The following is a 24,443-nucleotide window of genomic DNA, read 5'->3' as shown; positions in this document are numbered from 1 at the left end:
GCCACCGGTGAAAGCCAGACCAGCAATACCCAGAACGCTCTTACGCAGAATCGTGTTCATGATGGGGGCTCCATTCGGGGGTCGACACACCCCCCCGGGGGGGACCGGGGGTGCGTGGGCACCGTCAGGCGCTCAAGAAAGTCTCAAGGGGGATCTCGGCYGCTCGCGGGGGCTGGTGGGCCTCTACGCGGCGCCGGAAGCATGTCCAACGACCGTCGACCCGGCATCATTCCCGGGCCAGCTCACGCTGTCGGGGGGCGGCGCGGGGTTCACGTCGTCGGAACCGTGTTCAACGACCAGCCGAGCGGGATGATTCCCCGCGGCTCACGCCGCCGCACGTACTCAACGACCGGCACTGTTCCCACAGCCCGCACCCCCTCGCTCCGGGGGCGCGGCCCTGCTCGATCGTTCACCCGGTTACAACGCCACCGGCCCGCCCACGATTCCGCCACCAGAGTGCCGCCCACCACCCCCGAACCCGACAACCCGCACACCACCGACCAGACTCGCCCAGCCCATCCGGACACCTCGCTCTGCACCCCGGCGATCAAGGAGTTTGCGGCCCTTTCCGGCACCCACAAGGACACAAACCCCTTGATCACCCCCACAAAAGCCTCCCCGGGCACCCACCGCAGCGTTGATCATGAGGTTAGCGGCGACATAACGGACACCAGGTGCCGCCAAGTTCATGATCGACGCGAGCGGGCAGGGCGGTGCGGTGCGCTGGACGGGGGCGAGAGCGGCCGCGACCGGTCCCGCGATCTTGCAGTTTGCGCCCTCCGAGCACCCGATTTGCCCGGTTTGCGGGGTACCAAAGTGCAAGATCGCGCGCACTCAGGGGGCCTGGGGTCGGGGATCTTGGAGTTGTGGTGCCTCGCGAAGAGTGCGAACCCGGGCACCCTGGGCGCCACAACTCCAAGATCGACGAGAACATGGGAGAACTGCGGGGAGGCGGGGACGGGGAGCGGGAGGATGAGGGAGCGCGGGTCAGCGGCGGCCGTGGCGGGCTCGTAGGTAGTCGGACACCACGTACTCGCCCAGGTCGTCCAGGTCGGGGGTGAACATCCGGCCACCCGAGCGCCGCGCCACCGCGTCCACGAACCGGCGCAGCCCCGGATCGTCGCCCAGCATGAACAGGTTGAGCGTCGCGCCGTACCGGGTCAGCCGGTCCACCTCCCGGATCGTCGCCGAGATGGTCTCCGGCAGCGGCGGCCAGTGGAAGTACGCCTCGCCGTCCCCCGGGTCCAGGTGCGCGGTGGGCTCGCCGTCGGTGACCACGAGCACCACCGGCTCGGCACCGGGGTGGCGGCGCAGGTGCCGGCCGGCGATCCGCAGCGCGTGCTGGAGGTTGGTGCCCTGCTGCATGTCCGGCTCCACCGCCGCAAGCTCCTGCTGGGTCAGCGGCATCGCCTCCCGGCCGAAGCCGACGATCTGCAGCGCGTCCTGCGGGAACCGGGTGGCCATCAGGTGCGACAAGGCCAGCGCGGTCTGCTTCATCGGGCCCCACCGGCCCTGCGAGATCATCGAGTACGACAGGTCGACGCAGAGCACGACAGCCGCCGACGCGCGCCGTTCGGTCTCCACCACCTCGAAGTCCTCGACGGCGAGCGGCACCGGCACTCCGGGGCCGGCCCGGCGTACCGCGCGAGTGAGTGTGCGCACCACGTCCAGCGGCTGCTCGTCGCCGTACTCCCAGGGGCGGGACGCCCCGCTCACCTCGCCTGCCGCGCCCGCGGTGCGCAGGTCGTGCTGGCCGCGCGGGCCGGCGGTCAGGTCGGAGAAGACGCGCCGCAGCGCGGTGCTCGCGAGCCGGCGCAGCGCCTTCGGGCTGAGCGTCAGCCCTTCCGCGTCGCGGGTGACCCAGCCCTGGCGGCGCAGTTCGCGTTCCAGTTCCTGCAACCGGCGTACGTCGTCGGCGGCGTCGCGGCCCAGCGTGCGGGCGACCGCCTCCACGTCGACGTCGTCGAGCGTGGCGCCGGGCTGGTCCTGGTCGAGGGAGTCCAGCAGCTCGTCGAGTTCGGCGATCTCGTCGAGCGCGCCGGTGGCCTCGCCGTAGCCGAGCGGCTGGTCGCCGCGTACGCGCTCGCCGCGCTGCCAGTTCAGGTCCGGCCGCAGCGACCGCAGGTGCGCGTCGAGCTGGGACAGCTCACCGGCGAGCCGGTCGCCGAGCGACTGGCGCATCAGTCCGGCCAGTTCCTCGCGCTGCCGGTCGGACAGCGACCGCATCAGTCGCTCACCTGCAGCCGCCCGCCGGGCCAGCACGTCGATCAGCTCGTCGACGTTCCTGGGCCGTTCCGGGAAGAACTCCCCGTGCCGCCCCATGAACTCGGCGAACGCGTCGGTGGTGTCCTCCGAGCGGGCGTGCCGGGCGAGCAGGTCGTTGAGGTCGCGCATCATCTCGGCGAGCTGCCGCTGGGCGGCCGGGTCGGCGGCGGCCCGCGCCGCGTCGCGCAGCCCGGCGAAGCGCTGCTCCAGCACGTCGCCACGCAACCCGTCGAGGATGCGCTGGTAGGTCTGCCGGGCCTCGGCGCTGGCCCAGTCGTACCCGGAAAGCTCCGACACCGCGCGGGCGGTGGAGCGGGGCAGGTTGTCGAGCACGGCCTCGGCGAACCGGGCGTCGTCGCCGTCACGGCCGCGCAGCTCGTCGCGTTCGGCAGCGAGCGCCTGGTCGAGCAGCGCGCGGGCCCGGGTTACGGCACCGTCCAGGTCGCCCCGACGCAACGCCTCCCGCCGCAGGCGTCGGGCGCGGGCGGCCAGGTCGTCCAGGCCGCCCCGCCCCTGCGGGCCGCGCCGCAGCAGCTCACGCAGCGACTCGCGCAGGCTGCCGCCGGCGAGCACGTCCGAGCCGACCGCGTCCACCGCGGCGCGCACGTCGTACGGCGGGGCGAGCGGGTCGGGTCCGCCGCGCCACTGCCCGTACCGGAAGCGGTTGCCGCCGGCCATTGTCAGTCCCGGTCCCCGTAGACGGTGCGCCCCGATTCGGTGACGTCCTTGCCGAGCCGGCGGGTCAGGTGCAGCCCTTCCAGCACGAACTCGATGCCGGCGGCGGCCTCCTCCGGGCTGGGCGCGTCGCCGAGCCCGAGCCGGTCGAGCACCTTGGCCAGCCCCGGTACGGTGCCGACCTGGCGCAGCAGCTCGGCCGAGGAGACCAGTTCCCCGGTCTCCACGGCGCCGCCCTCGGCGACGATCGCGGTGAAGCCGGACAGGTCGAGCCCGGCCAGGCGGGCGCGGAACGTCTCGGCGGTGGCGGTACGCAGCAGGTGCGCGAGCACCTCGATCTCGCGTCCCTCCTCGCCGCTCTCGAACTCGACCTTGCCGCGCAGCGTGGAGGTGACCGACACGGTGTCGCCGATCCGGGCCACCGGCGCCTCCGGCCGGGACGCCGACCCGGCCCCGCCACCCGAGGCAGCAGAGGCACCGGCCAGCAGACCGGAACGACGCAACGCGGCGGCGGCCACCGTCTCCGCGGCGGCGATGGCGAACCGGGCGGACACGCCGGAGCGCGGGTCCACCGACGGGGACTCCCGCACGTCGCGGGCGAACCGGGCCAGCACCTCCAGCACGTGTTCCGGCACGACGGCGACCAGGTCGGCCTCCTGCCGGATCAGCGACAGCTCCAGGTCGAGGTCGAGTGGGTAGTGGGTACGGATCTCCGCGCCGAACCGGTCCTTGAGCGGTGTGATGATCCGGCCCCGGTTGGTGTAGTCCTCCGGGTTGGCGCTGGCCACCAGCAGCAGGTCCAGTGGCAGCCGCAGCTGGTAGCCGCGGACCTGGATGTCGCGCTCCTCCAGCACGTTGAGCAGCGCCACCTGGATGCGTTCGGCCAGGTCGGGCAGCTCGTTGACGGCGAAGACGCCCCGGTTGGTACGCGGTACGAGCCCGAAGTGGATGGTCTCCGGGTCGCCGAGCGTGCGCCCCTGGGCGAGGCGGATCGGGTCGACGTCGCCGATCAGGTCGCCGACGCTGGTGTCCGGCGTGGCGAGCTTCTCGCCGTACCGCATCGAGCGGTGCAGCCAGCCGATCGGCAGGTCGTCGCCGGCCGAGTCGACCAGTGCCCGGGAGGCGGGGGTGATCGGGTGCATCGGGTGCTCGTTGAGCACCGAGCCGGGAATCACCGGGGTCCACTCGTCCAGCAGCGCGCCGAGCGAGCGGATCAGGCGGGTCTTGCCCTGCCCGCGCTCGCCGAGCAGCACCATGTCGTGCCCGGCGAGCAGCGCGCGCTCGACCTCGGGCAGCACCGTGTCCTCGTAGCCCACGATGCCGGGGAAGCGGTCCTCGCCGGAGCCCATCCGGGCGAGGAGGTTGTCTCGGAGTTCCTGCTTGACCGTGCGGTACTGGTGGCCGGCCGCGCGCAACGCGCCGAGCGTGCTCGGCAGCTCGGCGGGCGGGACCGGGGGAACCTGGTTGGGAGCGGTCACCCGATCCACGCTAGCGCGCTCCGATGACCGGCGGCGCCCGTCGCCACTGACGCCGCCGGAGCGCCGCTCACCTCCCGAGGCGGGCGCGGACCATCCGGGGCACCGCGGCCAGGCCGGTGACCGGGCGGAACGCGCGCGCGGCGGCGACCAGCGCGGCGTACTCGTCGTCGGTCAGGTCGATCTCGGCGGCGGCCGCGTTGCGTTCCATCTGCTCGACCCCGGACGCGCCGGGGATGGCCACCACGTTCGGGTGCCGCAGCACATACGCGAGCGCGATCTGGCTCGGCGTGGCGTCGTGCGCGTCCGCGACCTCGCGCAGCGTGGCGATCAGCGCGGTGCCGCGTTCCAGGTTCTCCGGCAGGAAGTACGGGTTGGCCCGGCGTACCGCCCCGGCGGGCGGGTTCGTGGCGTCGTAGCGGCCGGAGAGGAAACCCTGCGCCAGCGGCGAGTACGCGATGACGATCCGGCCGGCCTGCTCCGCGTACGGGATGAGGTCTTCCTCGGGGCCGCGGTCGATCATGCTGTAGCGGACCTGGTTGCTCAGCACCCGGCGGCCCAGCGCGGCCTCGGCGAACCGCCACCGGCGCAGGCCGTAGTTGCTGACGCCGACCTCGCCGACCAGTCCGACGTCCTGCAGCGAGCGCATGCCGCGCATGGTGGTGGTGTCGGCGACCACCGGGTTGGCCTGGTGCACCTGGTAGAGGTCGATGCCGTCGACGCCGAGCCGGGCGGCGGAGGCGACCGCGCGTTGCTGCACGACGGGGGCGACCGGCAGCAGCGGGAAGATCTTGCTGGCGACGACGACCTTGCTCCGGTCGTCGCCCAGCGCCGAGCCGAGGATGCGCTCGCTGCGGCCGAAGCCGTACAGCTCGGCGGTGTCGAACAGGGTGACGCCCAGGTCGAGCGCCCGCCGGACGATCTCGGCGGCGCGGCGCTCGTAGTCGGGGCCGTAGCCCCACTCCTTGGAGCCGAACTGCCAGGTGCCGAGGCCGATCTTGGAGATGGGCTTGGGGGTGTCGAGCTGCACGTAACGCATGTGGCCGAACGTACCCGCGCCGCTGCGGCCGCACTCCGCTGCGGACAGAATGACCTCGTGACATACCTCGCCAGCGACGACCGTTACCACGAGATGATCTACCGGCGCAGCGGCCGGAGCGGGCTGAAGCTCCCCGTCATCTCCCTCGGCCTGTGGCACAACTTCGGACCGGACCGGCCCTTCGAGCGGCAGCGCGACATCGTCCGCCGCGCCTTCGACCTCGGCATCACCCACTTCGACCTGGCCAACAACTACGGCCCGCCGCCCGGTTCGGCGGAGGAGAACTTCGGCCGGCTGCTCACAGGCGACCTGAAGCCGTACCGGGACGAGCTGGTGATCTCCAGCAAGGCCGGGTACCTGATGTGGCCCGGCCCGTACGGCGAGTGGGGCTCGCGCAAGTACCTGATCTCGTCGCTGGACCAGTCGCTGCGCCGCCTCGGGCTGGACTACGTCGACATCTTCTACTCGCACCGCTTCGACCCGGAGACCCCGCTGGAGGAGACGATGGGCGCGCTCGACGCGATCGTCCGCTCCGGCAAGGCGCTCTACGTGGGCATCTCCAACTACGACTCGGAGCAGACCGAGCGCGCCGCCGAGATCCTGCGCGACCTGGGCACGCCRCTGCTGATCAACCAGCCGTCGTACTCGATGATGAACCGCTGGACGGAGAGCGACGGCCTGCTGGACACGCTGGAGGGCGTCGGCGCCGGCTGCATCGCGTACAGCCCGCTCGCCCAGGGCCTGCTCACCGACCGTTACCTCACCGGCATCCCGGCCGACTCCCGGGTACGCACGAGCGTCTTCCTCAACGAGGCCGACCTCGACGAGGAGACGATGGCGACGGTCCGGGGGCTCGCCGCGGTGGCCGAGCGGCGCGGTCAGACCCTGGCCCAGCTCGCCCTGGCCTGGGCGCTGCGCGACCCGCGCATGACCAGCCTCATCATCGGCGCGAGCAGCGTGGCGCAACTGGAGGGCAACGTGGCCGCGCTGGACAACCTCGACCTCGCCGGTGACGACCTGGCCGAGATCGAGGGCCTGCTCGGCTGACTCACCAGATGCGGCGCCGCCCGGCGCGGTGGTTGCGGACACCGCACGGCCGCCCGGGCGGAGGGCCGCCGGCCCGGCTCAGCCGCCGTCCGACCACCGCCGCGGCGAGCAGCGCGACGACGAGCGCCGCCGCGCCGAGCACGAGCGGCCGGGACAGCGGTCCGCCGTCGGTCACCGTCGCCACCGGCACCGCCGGCTCGTCGTCGGTCGCCGCCCCGGCGAGGGTACGCGGAGGCGACGCGCTCGCCTCCGGCGCTGCCGGTGTCGCGTCCGGCTCACCGCGTGCCGCCCGGAAGATCACGTCCGAACAGGAGTAGTAGGTGTCCTGGGTGTCCGAGTTCTGCCAGATGACGTAGACGATGTGCCGGCCGGTCCGGTCGGCCGGCAGCCGCCCCCGCATCTCGTACGCGCCGGAGCGGATCGGCGGGTCGGTGACCTGAAGGAACGGCTTCTTCTCCAGGTCCGCCCAGGTCAGCCGCCGCTGCGGCGAGTACGAGCCGGTGGTGACGTAGAACCGGAACGTGCCCTGGTGCGGGATGGTGGTGCGGTAGCGGAACGTGTGCCGGGCGCCGGCGGTGAGCGTGGTGGCCGGCCAGTCCGCGCGCGGCAGGTCCAGCCCCCGGTACGCGGACAGCCCGCCGCTGCACAGTTCCCCGTCCGGAATGCGTTCCCGGTCCCGCCCGTCGACGCGGGCGACCCGGATGTTGTCCCACTCGCGTACCGCCGCTCCGGCGGCGATCGCGGCCCGGCACGCGGGCGTCCGCGCCCGGCCACCACCTTCCGGCCCGCACGCGGCGGCCCGGCTCAGCGGGCTGGTCGGCGCACCGTGCGCGCCGGCCGGCGTGGCGGCGAGCGGCACCGTCACGGCGACGGCGGCGAGCGCGACGAGCGCGCGGCGTGCGGCCATGTGATCGACCTCCCGCGCACTGGTACGGCCGCGAGACGTCAAAGGTTCGATCCGCGCCGATCGGCCGGGCCGACGTGACCGAACGGACAGACGGGGCGGCGGGGCGCGTGTGGGTGGACCTAGAGTGACGAAACCCTGTGATCGAGGAGCGTCCCTTGCCCGAGCCGGAACCGTCCCCCGAGCCCTCCCGCGCCGCCCCGGCGAACGGGCCTCCCGCGGGCGACGTCCCACCTTCCCAGCCCTATCTGCTGGTGATGCCCAGCATGGAGGGCGCGCCCCCACCGGTGCCGTGGCCCGGCGCGGAGGGGCAGCCCGGCTGGGCGATTCCGGTCACCGTCCCGCCCGGCACCCAGGGGTACGCGCTGTTCGTCCCGCTGGTGCCGGCGGCCGGCCAGCCGAGCGCGGTGCCTGCCCAGGCGACAGCACCGGCCGTCGAACGCTCCCCGGTGGAGGATGCCGCCCTCTCCCCCACCACCGGCGACGTCGCCAAGACGCCGCCGACTTCCGCGGGCGCGGGCGTGTCCCCGGCCGGGGACGGTTCGACGGGGGCGGCTGATCATGGGGAGCCCGCCACCGCACCGGCCGACCGTCCGGCGGAGCCCGTCGCCGCCACGCCGGACACCGCTCCGGCGGCCCGGCCTGCCGCCACCCGAGCCGACGGAACCCCTTCGGCTGCCGAGGACGCCGCATCGGCGGGTCCGTCCTCCTCGGGCGCCGGCACGACGGCTCCGGCCACCGGTTCGCCTGCCACCCCGGGTTCGTCCCCGTCGGATGCGCCGAACCCGCAAGCCGGCTCCGGCACACTGGCCAGTTCGGGCGCACCGGGTGCGCACCCGCAGGCCGGTTCCGGCGCGCCCGGCACGCCGCACGCTTCCGGCCGGCCCGGGACCCCGAGCACGCCGCCGATCCCCGGCGCGTCGCCCGCGCTGATCCCCGGCGCGTCGCCCGCGCCGGTCACACCGCACGCTCCGGGGATGCCGCAGCCTCCCGGTCGGCCGGTGGGCGCGCCGCCGTACCCTGGTGTGGGGTGGACCGGCCATCCGCAGGCGCCGGTCTGGACGCCGCGACCGCCGACGCCGCGGACCTCGTTCCTCGGCGCGCGGTGGCCCGGCCCGAAGGCGGCGACCGGCCGGGCCGTGCCGCTCGCGGTGCTGGCCGGCGCGGTCGGCGGCGCGGTCTTCGTGCCGCTGGGCCGGGTCGGCGTCGGCTGGTTCCTGGGGTGGCTCACGCTCACTGTCGCGGTGGTGCTGGCGATCCGGTCGAAGACCGCTGACCTGCCGCGCGCCGACCGGCTCATCCGGGCCGGGTGGGCGGCGGCCGCGCTGGCGCTGATGGCCGTGCCGGCGTTCCGCAACGCCTGGTGGCTCGTGACGTTCTGCGTGCTCGGCGCGCTGGGCTGCGCCACCCTCGCGATCGTCGGCGGGCGGTTGGTGCGATCGATCCTGTTCGGCCTGGTCGCCACGCCGTTCGCGGCGCTACGCGGCCTGCCCTGGGTACGCCGGCACGTCGCCGCCTCGGCGTCGGCGGCGACGGTGAGCAAGGTGACTGTCTCGGTGGTCGCCACGGTCGTGGTGCTCGTGGTCTTCGGCAGCCTGCTCGCCTCCGCCGACGCGGCGTTCTCCGAGGCGCTCGGCTCGCTCGTTCCCGAGACCGACATGGGTTCGGTGTTCAGCTGGGTGTTCCTGGCAGTGGTGGGCGGGCTGATCGCGGTGGCCGCGGTCTACACGCTCGCCGCGCCGCCCGACTTGTCCACCGTGGACAGGTCCGGCGAGCGGCGGATCGGCCTGCTGGAGTGGGCCCCGGCCATCGGCGCGCTCGTCCTGCTGTTCGCCGGGTTCGTGGTGGTGCAGTTCACTGTGCTCTTCGGCGGGCAGCAGCACGTGCAGCGGGTCGCCGGTCTCAGCTACGCCGAGTACGCGCGCAGCGGCTTCTGGCAGTTGCTCTTCGTCACGCTGCTGACGGTGGCGGTGCTCGGCGGCGTGGGCCGCTGGGCGCGCCGGGAGCGGCCGGTCGAGCGCGTCCTGCTGCGTGTGCTGCTCGGGCTGATCAGCGCGCTGAGCGTGGTGATCGTGGCGTCGGCGTTGTCCCGCATGTGGACGTACCAGAAGGTCTACAGCTTCACCGGCGAGCGGATCTTCGTGATGGCGTTCGAGATGCTGCTCGGCACGGTCTTCCTGATGATCATCCTGGCCGGCGTCCGGTTCAAGGGCCGGTGGATTCCCGGCGCCACCGTCGCGCTGGCCGTGACGATGCTGCTCGGCCTGGCGGTGCTCAACCCGGAGGACTACGTCGCCCGCCGCAACACGCTGCGGTACGAGCAGACCGGCAAGATCGACGCCTGGTATCTGCGGGCGCTGTCCGCCGACGCGACGCCGTCGCTGGCCAAGCTTCCCGACCCGGTACGCCGGTGCACGCTGAGCTGGATCGCCGACGACCTCGCCGAGCCCGACCCCTGGTACGCCTGGAACCTCGGTCGGCAGCGCGCCCGTAAGGCACTGGAGGAGGTCGGCCCGCAGGCGGTCGGCGGCCCGAAGGACTGCCGCCGGGCGGACCAGTTCGACCTGCCGAAGACGCGCGGCCCACGCTGACGTCGCCGACCGGGCCGCGGATCGCCGCGGCCCGGTCAGGCGGGGCCGCCGCCGAAGCCGATCTCGTTGCCGTCCGGGTCGTGGAAGATCGCCTTCCGGACGCCGTTGTCGTAGGTCTCCTGCGCAGCCGGCTCCAACCCTCGGGCGGCGATCGCCGCGAGACGGGAGTCGAAGTCCTCGACGAAGACAGTCTGCATGGCGTGACCGGCGTGGTCGGGCCGCACCTCGATGTAGAGGTAGCGGTGCTCGGCCAGCTCCCACACCGCCTCGTGGTCGTTGGGCAGGAACTGCGGCGGAGCGCCGAGCAGCCGCTCGTACCAGGCCGTCGACACGGCGATGTCGTGGATCGGGACGCCGGCGAACAGGTCGACAGTCATCCGGTCAATCTAGCCCCGTCGACGTGCCGACGAGGGCTCGTGCCGTACCGGCGTTTGAACGCGGTGCTCAGCGCGAACGAGCTGCCGTAGCCGACCCGGCGGGCCACCGCGCCGACAGTGGCGCCGGGCTCGCGGAGCAGGTCGGCCGCGAGCGCCAGCCGCCAGCCCGTCAGGTACGACATGGGCGGCTCGCCCACCAGGGCGGTGAACCGCCGGGCCAGCGCCGCCCGCGACAGCCCCACCTCGGCGGCCAGCGACGCCACCGTCCACTGCCGGGCCGGGTCGTCGTGCAGCATCCGCAGCGCGCGGCCGACCACCGGATCCGCGTACGCCCGGTACCAGCCCGGCGCGGCGGCACCGGGCCGGGCGAACCACTCCCGCAGCGCGGCGATGAGCAGCAGGTCCAGCAGGCGGTCCAGCACCGCATCCTGGCCGGGGTCGTCCTTGACGATCTCGTCGGCCAGCAACGGCACGAGCGGAGAGTCCCAGGACTCACGGCGGACCACCGCCAGCGGCGGCAGCGTGTCGAGCAGCCGCCGCCCGACAGTGCCCCGCACCGGGTACGTGCCGGTGAGCAGCACGGTCCGGCCGTCCGGTCCGTTGCCCCAGGTGCGTACGCCCCACCGCGTCATCGCGAACAGCTCCCGCCCGTCCGGCGTGGTGCAGCGCTGGCCCGGGTGCACTACCACCTGCGGCGCCGTGGCCGGGTCGTCCGCCACCGTGTACGGGGCCGGGCCACGCACGATCGCCACGTCACCGTCGCCGAGCCGCGCGGCCTCCCCCTCCTCCGGGACGATCCAGGCGTCCCCCCGCACCACGGCGACCAGCGTGAGCGGCGCCTCGTCCCGGATCAGCATCGACCAGGGCGGGGTGAGGATCGAGCGCAGCAGGAAGGCGCCCCGCGCCCGGGGACCGTCGAGCAGGCCGGAGACGGCGTCCACGGAGACGATTGAACACAGGATCGCGCGTCCTGGCCATGGGCCGTCTCACCGCGCGGCGGTTCGATGAGGACATGCGACTCGTACAACAACTGACGCTGGTCGGCGCCACAGTCGGGGCCGGGCTGATGGCGGGCCTGTTCGCCGCGTTCGCGTACGCGGTGATGCCGGCGCTGCGCGGCGCGGACGACCGCACGTTCGTGGACGCGATGCAGCGCATCAACGTCACCATCGTCAACGGCTGGTTCCTGCTGGCCTTCCTGGGTACGCCGGTGCTGGCCGCGCTCGCGGCGGTGCTGGCGTGGCGCGGGGCGGTCCGGCCGGCGCTGCCGTGGATCGTCGTCGGGCTTGCTCTCTACCTGGTGATGTTCGTCGTCACGGTGGCGGTGAACGTGCCGCTGAACGACGCGCTCGCGGCGGCCGGTTCCGCCGATCTCGGAGCGGAACGGGAGCGCTTCGAGTCCGCCTGGGTCACCTGGAACGTGGTCCGGGCGGTGGCGAGCACTGCGGGGTTCGGCGCGCTGTGCTGGGCGCTGGTGCTCGCGGGCCGGGCGGCCGGTTGAGCCGCTACGCCTTGTCCTCGATCAGCGGCAGGTAGCTCTCCGGCAGCCAGCGGACGACCACCTTCGGGTAGAGCGTCCCGCCGAGCCGCCGGTAGAACCGCTGTGCCGCCTCGTTCTCCGGCTTCACCTCCCAGCGGATGACCAGCCGCTCGGCGGCGGCCCGCTCGGCCAGCGCGGTCATCAGCCGCCGGCCCACGCCACCGTCGCGGGCCTCGGCGCGGACGAACAGATCGTCGAGCGCGAGGATGTCCTCACCGCTCCACATGTGCAGCCGCCGCTGCGCGGAGACGTAGCCGAGCGTCTCACCGTCCCGCTCGGCAAGCAGGACCGTCACGTCGGCGCGGCCGAGCACCTCGCGCCACCGGTCGGGGGTCGCGCCGACGTGCTCGCTCTCCCCCTCGTGGGCCGCGATCTCCCGGACCAGGGCGTCCACCACGGCCGCGTCGTCCGGACCGGCCTGGCGGATGCGGATGGCGTCGTTCACGGTGCTCTCCCTCACGGTCGGATCACGGGCGGACGCTCATGATCATCCCCCGGAGCCACCACCTGATGATCCTGCTTTCGGGCCGTCCTCGATGACGGCATCGGCCGGTACGGCGCATCTACCGATGACGGCTCCCGTTCGGCCCGCGCTGTTCCCGCCGGTCGTTCAACACGGCGGCGCTCTTGCCAGGCAAGGAAGGCGTGCCGTCCGATCGAGCGCGGCGGTGTTGCGCCGCCGCCGAACCCCAGCCTTCGCTCACCTGGACAGCAAGGGGAAGCAGGATCGGTCGCCCAGTGTCGGTCCGCTCTTGATTCCAGCCAGAATCGAACATACGTTCTAGCGATGACGTCCGCCGGGGGTTCTCGTCATCAACACAGGCCAGGATGGCTGAGCCAGGAACGCAGCCCAGGGCCTACGATCGTGCCCATGGACACGGCGACGATCGAGCGGGCCTCCCTGGTCGCGCTACTTCGCCGGCCTCGCGCGCGCTGGTCGGAGATCGCTCTCGACATCCAGGAAAACGGCAGCGCCAGGGCAGTCCTGGACCGTACGGTCGGCCACTCCGACACGCTCTTTCCGGACGGGAATTCAACCACCGAGCTGATCAGCGCTGCCGTCGCCGAGATCACCGGCTGGCAAGCTGATCGAGTCGGCGTCCACGCCTTCTTCGAAGACACCTACCCTGCACAGCTGCGCGGCATCCGGGAGATGCCACCGCTCCTGTTCAGCCGAGGTGATCTACGGGTTCACGACCAGGCAGTGGCCGTCGTCGGCAGTCGCAAGGCCAGCGAGGAAGGGCTGCGGATCGCCCGAGCCGTCGCCACCACCCTGGCAGGCCGCGGGGTGACCGTGGTCAGCGGGCTGGCCGCCGGCATCGACACCGCCGCACACTCAGCTGCGCTGGAGGCAGGTGGGCGAACGGTCGCGGTCATCGGCACCGGGATCCGCCGGTACTACCCCTCCGCGAACCAGCGCCTGCAGGACCACATTGCCGAGGTCGGGCTCGTCATCTCCCAGTTCTGGCCGGACGCCCCGCCGAGCAGGCAGAGCTTCCCCATGCGCAACGCCGTCATGAGCGGGTACGCAGTCGCGACGGTCGTTGTCGAGGCGGGTGAGACCAGCGGAGCACGGATCCAGGCCCGGCTCGCCCTCCAGCACGGCCGTCCCGTCGTGCTGACGAGCCAGGTCATGCGGTGCGACTGGGCCAAGACGTTCGCCGAGAACCCGGGCGTCTACGTCGTCCACGGCACCGCGCAGCTGCTGGAAGCCGTCGACGACATCCTCAGCTACCAGCCCACCGACGCCGGCCTGGAGAACTTCCCTGACTTCGCCCTCCGCTGACCAGCGCTGGACCATCATCAGCCGGCACGTCGAGGTCCAGCGCGGCTACCTGCGCAACCCGTTACCGGCACACCCCTGGATCTGCCCGACGTGCCGGGGAGTACGGAACGAGGGCTACTCGCTCTGCTTCCGCTGCCAGTCCCACGTCGCTCGGTCCCAGGGCCTTCTCGCGGACCTCGTACTACCGATCTCCTACTCGCCACGCACCTGGCAACACCACTACAACCTCCGGACGTACAAGGGCACAGCTCCGTCCGAGCAGGCTCGGCGAAGCTTGCTTGCGCTCCTGCTGCTGTTCCTGCATGACCATCTCGCGTGTATAACGTCCAGTACGGGAGCCTCCCCAACGCACGTCATCACCGTCCCGAGCACCCGCAGCCGCACTGGCGCACATCCGCTTGCCGACCTTGTCGGCGACCGGCTCCGGCTGCCCTGGATCAACAGCACGGTCAACCCGAGCTACGGTCCGGAGGATCACGACTTTCACGCCGACTGGTTCAAGCCGTCCCTCCCCACTTCGCTTGCGCCCGTTCATGCGCTGATCCTCGAGGACACCTGGACGACCGGGGCGCGAACACAGTCCCTGGCGCACGCACTGAAGGTCGCCGGTGCCGCCACCGTTGCCGCCGTCATCCTCGGCCGCCACGTGGATCCAAACTTTGCACCGGCCAGGCAATTGCTCAGCGCGATCGCCAGCCCGTTCTTCGATACCACTAGGTGCGCAGCTGAAGACTGATCAAGAACACCTCGGCATCCCGATGCTCCTATGGCGGTCATGATCAAATGAAGCCGCACATCGCTGTGCACATACTCGAGTCGAGGCGCCCGGCGATGCGCGCGCCACGCAGCCGGAGCCCTCGGGGATCTACATGCTGCCCGGCCCGACCGAGCAGGATTTCTCTGATGACGTCAGCAGACACCGTCCGTGCGTCGCCCCACGAACGCATGGTTCGCTCGTCGACCGCAGACATTGGGCGACTGCCAGACTGCCGGCCTGCGGGTAGCGGCAAGGGGGAACAAGAAGGGCGCAGTGCGCCGGTCATGTGGGCAGCAGCCGACAAGGCTCGATTTCTGGATGCAGCACGCAAGGCTCATGAGAAAGCGTGATCACGTTCCAACGAGTCAGCGGCCCGGTCGACGATTACTCGACCAGGCCGCTGACCTGCTTCAAGGGTGGAGCCGAGGGGACTCGAACCCCTGACCCCCACACTGCCAGTGTGGTGCGCTACCAGCTGCGCCACGGCCCCTTGCGATCGTCCCCGGTCGCCCGGGCACGGGAAGAACTATACACACGCCGCCCCGCATGGTCATCTCGCGGGGGTCCCCCACCGAGGGGGTCAGTTCAGCGCCACATCCGGCGGGAAGTGGGCCACCGCCGCCATCATGCCGCCCTGCCGGCGCAGCACCATCGGCCAGAGATCATCCGGCCGGTCGACGAAGGCGTCACCGGGCAGCGCGTCGAGCACGAACCAGGAGCCCTCCTCGATCTCGCGCTCGACCTGTCCGGCGCCCCAGCCGGAGTAGCCGGCGAACACCCGGATCCCACCGACCGCCTCGCGCAGCTTCTCCGGGTCGACGGAGAGGTCGATGGTGCCGACCGCGCCGGAGACGCGGTGGAAGCCCTTGATCGGCCGGACGGGGTGCCGCATCCGGGCCAGGCAGATGGCGGAGTCGGGCTGCACCGGGCCACCCTCGAACAGCACGGCCGGGTCGCGGGCCAGGTCGCTCCAGTCGCCGAGCACGTCGGCCACCGAGACCTCGGTGGCGCGGTTCAGCACCACCCCGAGGGCGCCGCCGGGTTCGTGGGCGACGAGCAGCACGACCGTACGGTCGAAGTTCGGATCCTTGAGCCCTGGTGTCGCGACCAGCAGTCGTCCGGTCATCGACTCCATGGCTCGGCCACCGATCGCCTGCCCCTCACTCTGCATGTCCGACACCCGTCAGCCGTGCGCCCGTACGGGCCCGAGGCCGTCGACCGTCCATCCTGTCAACGCCATGTCACGCACCATAGCCTGCGTCCGGCCCGCTGGTTAAGGTCTGACGGCGGGTGATCACGACGGATCGAGGGAGGGTCGGATGGCGGCGCAGGCCGAACTGGCGGTGATCGGCGGGTCGGGTCTCTACGCCCTGCTCGACGGGGTGGAGCACGTGGTGGACACCCCGTACGGCGAGCCGTCGGGCCCGATCACCGTCGCCGAGGTGGGCGGTCGCCGGGTGGCGTTCCTGCCCCGCCACGGGCGTGATCACCGCTACCCGCCGCACCTGATCCCCTACCGGGCGAACCTGTGGGCGCTGCGGTCGCTGGGCGTACGCCAGGTGCTGGCGCCCTGCGCGGTGGGCGGCCTGCGGCCGGAGCTGGGTCCGGGCACGTTCGTGGTGCCGGACCAGTTGATCGACCGCACCAGCGGGCGCGTGCAGACGTACTACGACCGGGGCGCGGTGCACGTGTCGTTCGCCGATCCGTACTGCCCGGTGGGACGGCGCACGCTGCTCGACACGGCGGCCGGGCGGGGCGTGCCGGCGGTGGACGGCGGGACCGTCGTGGTGGTCGAGGGTCCGCGCTTCTCGACCCGGGCGGAGTCGCGCTGGTTCGCCTCGATGGGCGGCACGATCGTCAACATGACCGGCCACCCGGAGGCGGTGCTGGCCCGTGAGCTGGCCCTCTGCTACACGTCGATCGCGCTGGTCACGGACCTGGACGCGGGCGTCGAGGCGGGCGAGTCGGTCACCCACGAGGAGGTGTTCCGGGTCTTCGCGGAGAACACCGACCGGCTGCGCGGGCTGCTGCTGGACGCCGTGGCGGCGCTGCCCGCCGAGCGGGAGTGCGGGTGCGGGCACGCGCTGGACGGGATCAAGCTGCCGTTCCCGCTGCCCTGAGCGCGGGAAGCGCCCGAAAAGTCGGCCTCGGCCCGATAGATTCGGCTGGTCGGGGGACCGGGCACCGGGCCGTCTCCGGCATCCGCAGGGAGGACGGAGGCAGCCGGCGATGGCGACGGTGCGGGAGGCGACCTACGACCTGCTGCGCGCGCTCGGGCTGACCACGGTCTTCGGCAACCCGGGCTCGACCGAGGAGCCGTTCCTGCAGGAGTTCCCGGCCGACTTCCACTACGTGCACGCGCTGCAGGAGGCGTCGGCGGTCGCGATGGCCGACGGCTACGCCCAGAGCACCGGCCGGCCCGCGCACGTCAACCTGCACACCGCGCCGGGCACCGGCAACGGCATGGGCAACCTGGTCACCGCCTGGCACAACCGGACGCCGCTGATCGTCAGCGCCGGCCAGCAGACCCGCGAGATGCTGCTGATCGAGCCGCGCCTGGCCAGCCCCCGGGCGGTCGAGCTGGCCCAGCCGTACGTCAAGTGGGCCCACGAGCCGGCCCGCGCGCAGGACATCCCGGCGGCCTTCATGCGGGCGTACGCCTCGGCGGTGCAGCCACCGGCCGGGCCGGTCTTCCTCTCCCTGCCGATGGACGACTGGGACCGCCCGGCCGACCCGCCGCCGCAGGTGCGTACCGTCGCCACCCGGATCGCGCCGGACCCGGACCGGCTGCGGAGCTTCGTCGACGCGCTGGCCGCCGCCCATGCCCCGGCGCTGGTGCTCGGCGCGGCGGTGGACCGGTCGGACGCCTGGCCGGACGCGGTGGCGCTGGCCGAGCGTCTGGCCGCCCCGGTCTGGGCCGCCCCGGCCCCGGAGCGGGCCGTGTTCCCCGAGCGGCATCCGCACTTCCGGGGCGTGCTGCCGTACGCGATCGGGCCGCTGTCGGAGGCGTTGCGCGGCCACGACGTGGTGCTGGTGGTGGGTGCGCCGGTGTTCCGCTACTACCCGCACGTGCCGGGCGACTACCTGCCCGGCGACGCGCGGCTGCTGCACGTCACAGACGACCCGGACGAGGCGGCCCGCGCCCCGGTCGGGGACAGCCTGCTCGGCGACGCCCGCCTGACCATGGCCGCGCTGTGCGAGCTGCTGCCGGCGACCGACCGTCCCGCGCCGTCACCGCGCCCGCAGCCGGCCCCGCCGGAGCAGGCTGACCCGCCCAGCGCCGACGCGTTGTTCGCCGCGCTGGCCGCCGCGTGGCCGGCGGACGGGGTGCTGGTGCAGGAGTCGCCGTCCAACCTGGCCGCGCTGCGCCGCCGGCTGCCGATCGAGCGGCCGCGCTCGTACCTGACGATGGCCAGCGGCGGGCTCGGCTTCGGGCTGCCGGCGGCGGTCGGCATGGCGCTCGCCGAACGCGACACCGGGCGCGGCCGCCCGGTGGTCGCGGTGGTCGGCGACGGCTCGTTCCACTACTCGGTCCAGGCGTTGTGGACGGCGGCGCGGCTGCGCCTGCCGCTCGCCGTCGTGGTTCCGGTGAACCAGCAGTACGCGATCCTGAAGGCGTTCGCCGAGCTGAAGCACACCCCTGGTGTGCCGGCGCTGGATCTGCCCGGGCTGGACGTGACGGCGGTGGCGCACGGCTACGGCTGCGCCGGTGAGGTGACCACGCTGGACGGGCTCGGCACCGCGCTCGACGCCGCGTTGGCCGCGGACCGGCCGACGGTGCTGYCGGTGCCGATCAGCACCGACGTGCCACGGATCCTCTGAGACTCAGCCGGGCTGGACGATCAGCGGGGCGCCGCTGGCGGCGTCCAGCACGGCCCGGCCGCCGAGCGGCGCGTCGAGCGTGACGCTGACCGGCTTCAGCACGAGCTGCGCGGTGCAGACGCCGGTGGAGGCGATCACGGCGCCGCCGATCACCACCACGTCCGGCCGTTCCAGCACGAGCGGGGTGGGCGGGCCGTCGCAGGCGCCGACGCCGAGCACGTAGTCGATCCGGTTGCCCTCGACCGCCCGCAACTGCTGAGCGGACACCAGGCCGGCCGGGAGCGGCCGGGTGGGCACCGCGCCGCCGGGCGCCCGGCCGGTCACGCGCGGCGCGACGGCTATCCGGGCCACGGGTACGGCCAGCTCGTCCACGGTGAACAGCCAGGCGGGCACGTCGGCGCGGCCCCGGYTGGTCCACACCGGCGCGCTGCCCAGCCGTACCTCGGTCACGGTGAGCGGGACGCACGGCGTCGGCGCCGAGGTCGACACCGGGTCGTTCGGGCCGGGCCGTCCGGTCGGTGCCGGGTCCGGCGCGGCGGGGCGCCCGTCGCAGGGCGGCGGGTCGCCCTGGCGGAGCTGGGCGTACGCGTCGGCGGCGCTGACCAACGGCACCCGCAGCGTGCCGTCGGGGAACCGGATCGTGCCGTCCTTCGGCACGGCGGCCGGGATCGGGATCTGGTCCCGGTACCAGCCCGCTCCGAACGCCACCTTCGTCTCGTCGGTGAAGCCCGGGTCGCCGGTGAGCACAGTGGCGTCCTGGAGCGGCACGTACCCGTCGCGCCAGCCCGGCCCGGGACGCCAGCCCGCGGCGACTTCCTCGGCCCGCTCGGTGAACGCGGGCCGCTGGTCCGGACCGGTGGGCGGCGTCCGGACGGGGACGGCGCCGGGCGTGGCGCAGGCGGAGAGGGTCAGCAACGAGATCCCGAGCAGGGCGAGCACGCGACGCATACGGGTTGGACGGGTGCCGGCCCGGAACGGTTCCGGCTCAGTCCTCGCCGCCGAGGTCGGCCTGGTACGCCTCCCAGAGCAGGTCGGCACCGTGGCGCCGGTGCCGGTCGAGCGCGCGCAGCAGGTCCACGGTGCGGGCCCGCACCTGGGCGGCGGACGCCCCGGGCAGCCGGACCGTGTGCTGGAGCGCGGCCAGCGCCGCCAGGATCGCGGCGTGCTCGGCGACCAGCAGGCGTACGCCCCGGTGCAGCCGCGGCGCGGCGCGCACCAGGTCGGCGTAGTGGCCTCCCGGCCCTTCGGTGACGCGGACGTGTTCGGTGAAGCCCCGCCGGACCGGGTCGAGGTCGGTGAGCAGGCGCTCCCGCCAGCGCGGACCGCCGGTGGCCCGGGCGAGGGCGCGCAGGTCACCGGGAGCGGTGGGGAGCACGGAGATCGGCTGCTGGATCGGACTGGTGACCATGGGACACCTCCCGCTGCTGGGCGAACCCGTATGGCGATGGTGGACCCGGTACGCGGCGCTGTCCAGCGCTGCGACGCGCCTCATCTGCCGCATTGGCACCATCTGCCCCGGCTGGCTCAGAGGCCTCAGACGACTGTGCGCCCCGGTCCTCGTGGACCGGGGCGCACAGGCCGTGTAGTGGAGGTGCCGGGAATCGAACCCGGGTCCTTCGCCGGTTTGTCAGGGCTTCTCCGAGCGCAGCTCGCTGTGCCTCTACTCGGCCCCACCGCTCACGCGAGCAAGTTGGTGTGACGGGCCCAGTCGCTGATTGATCTCGCCGCACGGACCCCGCGACCGGGTCCGATTGGCCAGCCTTCTAGCTGATGCCGGCTAACTGGGTCGAAGGCGCTCCCAGGCCGACAGACTTGCTACTCGCCTCAGGCGGCGAGAGCGAAGTCAGCGCGATTGTTCTTGGCGCTTATTGGTTTCCGACGACCGATTCTCGAGACGACGTCGGCTTCCTCGGCTCGCTTCCCCTGTCGCTGCGTACGAAGTCGAAACCAGTCACCCCCTCGAAGCGCTGCCCCTGTCGGCAGCACACCAAGCCTAACGCCTGGCGCAACCGGATTCATCCCGAGGCCCGCCCGACGCGGACAGCCGGACGAACCGGACGTATCACTCAGCCATGCCCTTGCCGCGCCGGCCGACCGCCCGGGCGATCTCCTTGGCGGCGTCCCGTTTGGCCAGGTCCTGGCGCTTGTCGTACGACTTCTTACCCCGGGCCAGGCCGATCTCCACCTTGGCCCAGCCGTCGGAGAAGTAGACCTGCAACGGCACCAGCGTCAGGCCGCTCTCCTTGAGCTTGCCCAGCAGCCGGTCGATCTCGATCCGGTTGAGCAGCAGCTTGCGGGTACGCCGGGGCTCGTGGTTGGTCCAGGTGCCCTGGGCGTACTCCGGGATGTGCATGGCGTGCAGGTAGATCTCGCCGTCACGCTCCTGGGCGAACGCGTCGACGAGCGACGCCCGCCCGGCCCGCAGCGACTTCACCTCGGTGCCGGTCAGCGCCATGCCCGCCTCGTACGTGTCGAGGATGGCGTAGTCGTGGCGCGCCTTCTTGTTGGAGGCGACCACCTTGCGACCCTTTTCCCGTGGCATCGGCGCCACCTCCCTCCCGGTCCGTCGCCGGCCACCGGCCGGCGAGCGAAGATCATGCTACCGGAACCACAAGGGCCCTCCCGCGCGGTTTATTCCGCGCGGGAGGGCCCTTGCCGGAGCCGGACGGGTGACTAGACCCGCAGGTAGAAGCGGAGCGTGACCCAGGCGGTGACCGCGCTGACCACGCCACCGACGGCGGCCATCAGCGGGAAGGTCAGGAAGATGTCGGACCAGGAGATCGGGGTGATCAGACCCTCCAGGGCCGCCATCGAACTGCCGGCCGCGAGCACCTTCACCGCGATCAACGCCAGCAGGCCGAGGATGGAGCCGAACAGACCGGCCACCACCGCCTCCAGCACGAACGGCGCCTGGATGAACCAGTTCGACGCGCCGACCAGCTTCATGACCGCCACTTCACGCCGCTTGCTGTACGCGGCCACCTGGATGGTGTTCGCGACGAGCAGCAGGGCGGCGACGGCCATCACCATAGCGATCGCGAGCGCGCCGTTCTGGAAGCCGCTGAGCACGCCGAAGACCTTGTCGAGCAGCTTGCTCTGGTCGACGATCGTGTCGATGCCCTCGGCGGTCTTGTACTTGTCGTAGATCGCCTTGTACTGCTCGGGGTCGTTGAGCTTCACCCGGTACGACTCGGGAAGCTGGTCCGGCTTGACCGCGCTGACCAGGTCCGGGGCGTCGGCGTACATCTGCTGGAAGCGCTCGTACGCCTGGTCCTTGTTGACGTACGTCGAGTCCTTGACCAGCGGGTCCTGGTCGAGTTGCTGACCCAGCGCGTCGACCTGTTCCTTGGTGGCGTCGGTCTTCAGGAAGATCGAGACCTCGACGTTCTCGTAGTAGAGGTCCTTCATGTCGCCGACCTTCTGGTACAGAAGGCCGCTGCCGCCCAGCATGAACAGCGACACCGCCATTGTGATGATCATGGCGATGGTCATGGTGACGTTGCGCCACAGCCCGACCAGTACTTCGGACAGGACGTACTTCATCCGCATCGGGATATTCCTCCGGCTCTCCGGCGTGAGGGTTCGTCGTCAGGGTCTACGGAACGTCGTACGGCTCAGCCGTAGACGCCGCGGGCCTGGTCGCGCACGATGCGGCCGCTCTCGATCTCGATCACCCGGCGCCGCATCTGGTTCACGATGTTGGAGTCGTGCGTGACCATCACGACGGTCGTGCCGGTGCGGTTGATCCGGTCCAGCAGGCGCATGATCTCGATCGAGGTGTCCGGGTCCAGGTTTCCGGTGGGCTCGTCGGCCAGCAGGATCAGTGGCCGGTTGACGAACGCCCGGGCCACCGCCACACGCTGCTGCTCACCACCGGAGAGCTCGTGCGGGTAGCGGTGCTCCTTGCCACCGAGACCGACCAGCTCCAGCACCTCCGGCACGACCCGGCGGGCGACCGCCTTCGTCTTGCCGATCACCTCCAGCGCGAACGCCACGTTCTCGTACGCGGTGCGGTTCGGCAGCAGCCGGAAGTCCTGGAAGACGCAGCCGATGGAACGCCGGAAGTGTGGTCGCTTCCAGGAACGCATCGACGTCACGTCCTTGCCGTTGACGACGACGCGACCCTTGTTGGGCGTGACCTCGTGCAGCAGCAACTTGATGATGGTGGACTTGCCGGAGCCGGATGGACCGATGAAGAAGACGAACTCGCCCTTCTCGATCGAGACGGACACGTTGTCGAGCGAAGGCCGGGACGCCTTCGGGTACGTCTTCGTCACTTGCTCAAGCTGAATCACGGGTCGGTAGTCTACGCGGTGTAACCGCAGAGCCAAGCCCCCAGGCCCGCCGAAGCGGTGCGCGTCATCGATTTACCCGGTCAGAACGGGATCGATGACGCGCTCAGTCCGAACGTGATCACGCACCGTCAGCGCTGAGCTGCTGCTGCTTCCGCCAGCGGATTCCCGCCTCGATGAAGCTGTCCAGGTCACCGTCGAAGACCGAGGACGGATTGCCCGTCTCCTGTTCGGTACGCAGATCCTTCACCATCTGATACGGGTGCAGGACGTACGAGCGCATCTGGTCGCCCCAGGAGCTGGTGCCGCCGCTCTTCAGGCCGGCCATCTTCTCCTCCTCCTCCTGCCGCTTGCGCTCCAGCAGCCGGGCCTGGAGCACCCGCATCGCGGAGGCCTTGTTCTGCAGCTGGGACTTCTCGTTCTGGCAGGTCACCACGATGCCGGTGGGGATGTGGGTCAGCCGCACCGCCGAGTCGGTGGTGTTGACGCTCTGCCCACCCGGCCCGGACGACCGGTAGACGTCCACCCGGACCTCGTTCTCCGGGATGTCGATGTGGTCGGTCTGCTCGGTGACCGGCAGCACCTCGACGCCGGCGAAGCTGGTCTGCCGGCGACCCTGGTTGTCGAACGGGCTGATCCGCACCAGCCGGTGCGTGCCGGACTCCACGCTGAGCGTGCCGTAGGCGTACGGCACCTTCACCGTGAAGGTGGCCGACTTGAGGCCCGCCTCCTCGGCGTACGAGGTCTCGTAGACCTCGGTCGGGTAGCCGTGCCGCTCGGCCCAGCGCAGGTACATCCGCAGCAGCATCTCGGCGAAGTCCGCGGCGTCCACGCCGCCGGCCCCGGCCCGGATCGCCACCAGCGCCTCCCGCGAGTCGTACTCGCCGGAGAGCAGCGTGCGGACCTCCATCTCCTGGATGGCCTTGGTCAGCCCGGCGATCTCCGACTCGACCTCGGTCAGCACGCCCGGGTCGTCCTCCGCCTGGGCCAGCTCCAGCAGCACCCCGGCGTCGTCGAGCCGGGAGCGCAGGTCGCCGAGCTTGGTGATCTCGCCGTTGACGTACGACAGCTGCGACGTCACCTGCTGCGCCTTGGCCTGGTCGTCCCAGAGGTCGGGCGCGGAGGCCTCCTGCTCCAGCCGTGCCTTCTGCTCGCGCAGCTTGTCGAGGTCGAGCACGGCCTCGATGTTGCGCAGCGTGGCGTCGAGTTCCTTGAGCTGTTCGGCGTAATCGGCAGCGGTCACGACAGACAAGACTACTGCGTCGTTCCCTCAACCTGCTGCAGGTGGTCAGCCGACCGGCGCGGTCTTGAGCCAGGACAGCGCCGCTTTGTGGTAGGCGACGGCGAACTCCAGCGCGCTGGCGTCGTAGCTCTCGCCTTCCTTCTTGGCGTTCTTGACCTGCTCCCGCACCGCCGCCAGCGCCTCGGTGTGGTACTCGTTCGCCGTCGCGTAGAGGTTCTTGAGCTGGCTCGCCGAGTGCAGGTTGCCGAACGCCATCCGTAGCGCTATCGGGTTACGGATGGTGTCCTTGCCGGGATTCTCCGCCAGCCAGCGGGAGAATGTCCGTTTACCGGCAGCTGTCAGCGCGTACGGCTGACTCATGCGCGGCCCGGGCTTGCCGAGACGCACCAGACCCTTCTCGGCCAGGACCGGTAGCTCCCGGTAGACCTGACTGCGGGTCATCGACCAGTACGGCGCCAGCCGGCGCTCAGCCGCGGCCATCAACTGGCCGCCAGTCATCGGGCCGTCGTGCAGCAGGCCGAGCAAAGCTGCCGCCGTCGGGTTGACTCCGGAATCCGCCATGCCCTCTAAGCTGCCACTTTGTCGGCTCTGGCGTCCAGGATTTGCCTATTTCGGCACCCGCGGACCGGT

General features: G+C 71.8%; 22 protein-coding genes, 1 tRNA gene and 1 other RNA gene. 7 read left to right on the top strand and 17 right to left on the bottom strand.

Annotation, left to right across the window (positions count from 1 at the left end; genetic code table 11):
- Positions 1 to 987: 987 nt before the first annotated feature.
- From A8711_RS04085 to A8711_RS04075, 3 genes are read right to left on the bottom strand one after another with little or no spacing between them, the layout of a single operon-like run.
- Positions 988 to 2,943, bottom strand: a complete 1,956-nt coding sequence (locus A8711_RS04085) for a VWA domain-containing protein (RefSeq protein WP_069087477.1) — start codon at positions 2,941 to 2,943, stop codon at positions 988 to 990.
- Between the two features lie 2 nt (positions 2,944 to 2,945).
- Positions 2,946 to 4,427: a magnesium chelatase gene (locus tag A8711_RS04080; protein WP_069087476.1), complete on the bottom strand. Its 1,482-nt coding sequence runs from the start codon at positions 4,425 to 4,427 to the stop codon at positions 2,946 to 2,948.
- Between the two features lie 58 nt (positions 4,428 to 4,485).
- Positions 4,486 to 5,454: an aldo/keto reductase gene (locus A8711_RS04075; RefSeq protein ID WP_069087475.1), complete on the bottom strand. Its 969-nt coding sequence runs from the start codon at positions 5,452 to 5,454 to the stop codon at positions 4,486 to 4,488.
- Between the two features lie 57 nt (positions 5,455 to 5,511).
- Between A8711_RS04075 and mgrA the strand changes: the two genes are divergently transcribed.
- A complete protein-coding gene (mgrA, locus tag A8711_RS04070; protein WP_069087474.1) occupies positions 5,512 to 6,501 on the top strand; it encodes an L-glyceraldehyde 3-phosphate reductase in 990 nt (329 codons plus the stop codon).
- Position 6,502: 1 nt separating this feature from the next.
- Here the strand turns inward: mgrA and A8711_RS04065 are convergent, their stop codons facing one another.
- Complete coding sequence (locus tag A8711_RS04065) at positions 6,503 to 7,408, bottom strand: lytic polysaccharide monooxygenase (RefSeq protein ID WP_069087473.1); 906 nt, start codon at positions 7,406 to 7,408, stop codon at positions 6,503 to 6,505.
- Between the two features lie 155 nt (positions 7,409 to 7,563).
- Here A8711_RS04065 and A8711_RS04060 point away from each other — a divergent pair, with 155 nt between their 5' ends.
- Positions 7,564 to 9,996, top strand: coding sequence for a DUF4153 domain-containing protein (locus A8711_RS04060; RefSeq protein ID WP_069087489.1), 2,433 nt, complete (start codon positions 7,564 to 7,566; stop codon positions 9,994 to 9,996).
- 35 nt (positions 9,997 to 10,031) lie between these two features.
- Here the strand turns inward: A8711_RS04060 and A8711_RS04055 are convergent, their stop codons facing one another.
- Together A8711_RS04055 and A8711_RS04050 are read right to left on the bottom strand one after the other, a co-directional pair.
- Positions 10,032 to 10,373: a VOC family protein gene (locus A8711_RS04055; protein WP_064447743.1), complete on the bottom strand. Its 342-nt coding sequence runs from the start codon at positions 10,371 to 10,373 to the stop codon at positions 10,032 to 10,034.
- The gene (locus A8711_RS04050) at positions 10,370 to 11,314 is read right to left on the bottom strand and encodes an AraC family transcriptional regulator (RefSeq protein ID WP_083296921.1); all 945 of its coding nucleotides are present in this window, start codon (positions 11,312 to 11,314) and stop codon (positions 10,370 to 10,372) included. The genes A8711_RS04055 and A8711_RS04050 overlap by 4 nt, the downstream gene beginning before the upstream one ends.
- A gap of 71 nt (positions 11,315 to 11,385) precedes the next feature.
- Here A8711_RS04050 and A8711_RS04045 point away from each other — a divergent pair, with 71 nt between their 5' ends.
- Positions 11,386 to 11,874 (top strand): DUF1772 domain-containing protein, encoded by a 489-nt coding sequence (locus A8711_RS04045; protein WP_069087488.1) that lies wholly within the window; start codon positions 11,386 to 11,388, stop codon positions 11,872 to 11,874.
- 4 nt (positions 11,875 to 11,878) lie between these two features.
- Here A8711_RS04045 and A8711_RS04040 read toward each other — a convergent pair whose 3' ends face one another.
- Positions 11,879 to 12,358, bottom strand: a complete 480-nt coding sequence (locus A8711_RS04040; RefSeq protein WP_064447769.1) for a GNAT family N-acetyltransferase — start codon at positions 12,356 to 12,358, stop codon at positions 11,879 to 11,881.
- A gap of 426 nt (positions 12,359 to 12,784) precedes the next feature.
- On the opposite strand from A8711_RS04040, the gene A8711_RS04035 reads away from it, so the two are divergent.
- Positions 12,785 to 13,699 carry a DNA-processing protein DprA gene (locus tag A8711_RS04035; protein ID WP_043326361.1) on the top strand — a complete coding sequence of 305 codons (915 nt, stop codon included), beginning with the start codon at positions 12,785 to 12,787 and terminating at the stop codon, positions 13,697 to 13,699.
- A gap of 274 nt (positions 13,700 to 13,973) precedes the next feature.
- Complete coding sequence (locus A8711_RS04030) at positions 13,974 to 14,435, top strand: hypothetical protein (RefSeq protein WP_223201227.1); 462 nt, start codon at positions 13,974 to 13,976, stop codon at positions 14,433 to 14,435.
- A gap of 438 nt (positions 14,436 to 14,873) precedes the next feature.
- On the opposite strand, the gene A8711_RS04025 is transcribed toward A8711_RS04030, so the two are convergent.
- A tRNA-Ala gene (locus tag A8711_RS04025) sits at positions 14,874 to 14,946 on the bottom strand.
- Between the two features lie 90 nt (positions 14,947 to 15,036).
- A complete protein-coding gene (locus A8711_RS04020) occupies positions 15,037 to 15,627 on the bottom strand; it encodes a YqgE/AlgH family protein (protein ID WP_069087487.1) in 591 nt (196 codons plus the stop codon).
- A 148-nt stretch (positions 15,628 to 15,775) separates the two neighbouring features.
- On the opposite strand from A8711_RS04020, the gene A8711_RS04015 reads away from it, so the two are divergent.
- Both A8711_RS04015 and mdlC read left to right on the top strand, forming a co-directional pair.
- A complete protein-coding gene (locus A8711_RS04015; RefSeq protein WP_064447741.1) occupies positions 15,776 to 16,576 on the top strand; it encodes an S-methyl-5'-thioadenosine phosphorylase in 801 nt (266 codons plus the stop codon).
- Between the two features lie 109 nt (positions 16,577 to 16,685).
- Entirely contained in the window at positions 16,686 to 18,278 is a 1,593-nt protein-coding gene (gene mdlC, locus A8711_RS04010) for a benzoylformate decarboxylase (RefSeq protein WP_069087472.1), read from the top strand.
- 3 nt (positions 18,279 to 18,281) lie between these two features.
- Here the strand turns inward: mdlC and A8711_RS04005 are convergent, their stop codons facing one another.
- The 8 genes from A8711_RS04005 to A8711_RS03970 all read right to left on the bottom strand — a co-directional run bounded on the left by A8711_RS04005 (position 18,282) and on the right by A8711_RS03970 (position 24,374).
- On the bottom strand, positions 18,282 to 19,226 hold the full coding sequence (locus tag A8711_RS04005) for a hypothetical protein (RefSeq protein WP_069087471.1): 945 nt from the start codon (positions 19,224 to 19,226) through the stop codon (positions 18,282 to 18,284).
- A 37-nt stretch (positions 19,227 to 19,263) separates the two neighbouring features.
- The gene (locus A8711_RS04000) at positions 19,264 to 19,686 is read right to left on the bottom strand and encodes a hypothetical protein (protein WP_043326371.1); all 423 of its coding nucleotides are present in this window, start codon (positions 19,684 to 19,686) and stop codon (positions 19,264 to 19,266) included.
- Positions 19,687 to 19,861: 175 nt separating this feature from the next.
- Positions 19,862 to 20,237: a transfer-messenger RNA gene (gene ssrA, locus A8711_RS03995) on the bottom strand.
- Between the two features lie 103 nt (positions 20,238 to 20,340).
- Positions 20,341 to 20,820 (bottom strand): SsrA-binding protein SmpB, encoded by a 480-nt coding sequence (gene smpB / locus A8711_RS03990; RefSeq protein WP_030501421.1) that lies wholly within the window; start codon positions 20,818 to 20,820, stop codon positions 20,341 to 20,343.
- Between the two features lie 131 nt (positions 20,821 to 20,951).
- Positions 20,952 to 21,827 (bottom strand): permease-like cell division protein FtsX, encoded by an 876-nt coding sequence (ftsX, locus tag A8711_RS03985; RefSeq protein WP_030501420.1) that lies wholly within the window; start codon positions 21,825 to 21,827, stop codon positions 20,952 to 20,954.
- 65 nt (positions 21,828 to 21,892) lie between these two features.
- Positions 21,893 to 22,573, bottom strand: a complete 681-nt coding sequence (gene ftsE, locus A8711_RS03980) for a cell division ATP-binding protein FtsE (protein ID WP_013284225.1) — start codon at positions 22,571 to 22,573, stop codon at positions 21,893 to 21,895.
- Positions 22,574 to 22,691: 118 nt separating this feature from the next.
- The gene (prfB, locus tag A8711_RS03975) at positions 22,692 to 23,813 is read right to left on the bottom strand and encodes a peptide chain release factor 2 (RefSeq protein WP_069087470.1); all 1,122 of its coding nucleotides are present in this window, start codon (positions 23,811 to 23,813) and stop codon (positions 22,692 to 22,694) included.
- Between the two features lie 45 nt (positions 23,814 to 23,858).
- Entirely contained in the window at positions 23,859 to 24,374 is a 516-nt protein-coding gene (locus A8711_RS03970; protein WP_043326375.1) for a PadR family transcriptional regulator, read from the bottom strand.
- Positions 24,375 to 24,443: the final 69 nt, after the last annotated feature.

This window comes from Micromonospora sp. II, from assembly GCF_001709195.1.
GTDB lineage: Bacteria > Actinomycetota > Actinomycetes > Mycobacteriales > Micromonosporaceae > Micromonospora > Micromonospora chalcea.
The sequence above is the reverse complement of the archived record's forward strand: the minus strand, read 5'-3'. Positions and strand labels throughout refer to the sequence as shown.

Bases quoted from the DNA above. Each gene is read 5' to 3' on its own strand.
- A8711_RS04085 (WP_069087477.1), bottom strand. From the start codon at position 2,943: ATGGCCGGCGGCAACCGCTTCCGGTACGGGCAGTGGCGCGGCGGACCC.
- A8711_RS04075 (WP_069087475.1), bottom strand. From the start codon at position 5,454: ATGCGTTACGTGCAGCTCGACACCCCCAAGCCCATCTCCAAGATCGGC.
- A8711_RS04065 (WP_069087473.1), bottom strand. From the start codon at position 7,408: ATGGCCGCACGCCGCGCGCTCGTCGCGCTCGCCGCCGTCGCCGTGACG.
- A8711_RS04055 (WP_064447743.1), bottom strand. From the start codon at position 10,373: ATGACTGTCGACCTGTTCGCCGGCGTCCCGATCCACGACATCGCCGTG.
- A8711_RS04045 (WP_069087488.1), top strand. From the start codon at position 11,386: ATGCGACTCGTACAACAACTGACGCTGGTCGGCGCCACAGTCGGGGCC.
- A8711_RS04035 (WP_043326361.1), top strand. From the start codon at position 12,785: ATGGACACGGCGACGATCGAGCGGGCCTCCCTGGTCGCGCTACTTCGC.
- A8711_RS04020 (WP_069087487.1), bottom strand. From the start codon at position 15,627: ATGCAGAGTGAGGGGCAGGCGATCGGTGGCCGAGCCATGGAGTCGATG.
- A8711_RS04015 (WP_064447741.1), top strand. From the start codon at position 15,776: ATGGCGGCGCAGGCCGAACTGGCGGTGATCGGCGGGTCGGGTCTCTAC.
- A8711_RS04000 (WP_043326371.1), bottom strand. From the start codon at position 19,686: ATGGTCACCAGTCCGATCCAGCAGCCGATCTCCGTGCTCCCCACCGCT.
- smpB (WP_030501421.1), bottom strand. From the start codon at position 20,820: ATGCCACGGGAAAAGGGTCGCAAGGTGGTCGCCTCCAACAAGAAGGCG.
- ftsX (WP_030501420.1), bottom strand. From the start codon at position 21,827: ATGCGGATGAAGTACGTCCTGTCCGAAGTACTGGTCGGGCTGTGGCGC.
- A8711_RS03970 (WP_043326375.1), bottom strand. From the start codon at position 24,374: ATGGCGGATTCCGGAGTCAACCCGACGGCGGCAGCTTTGCTCGGCCTG.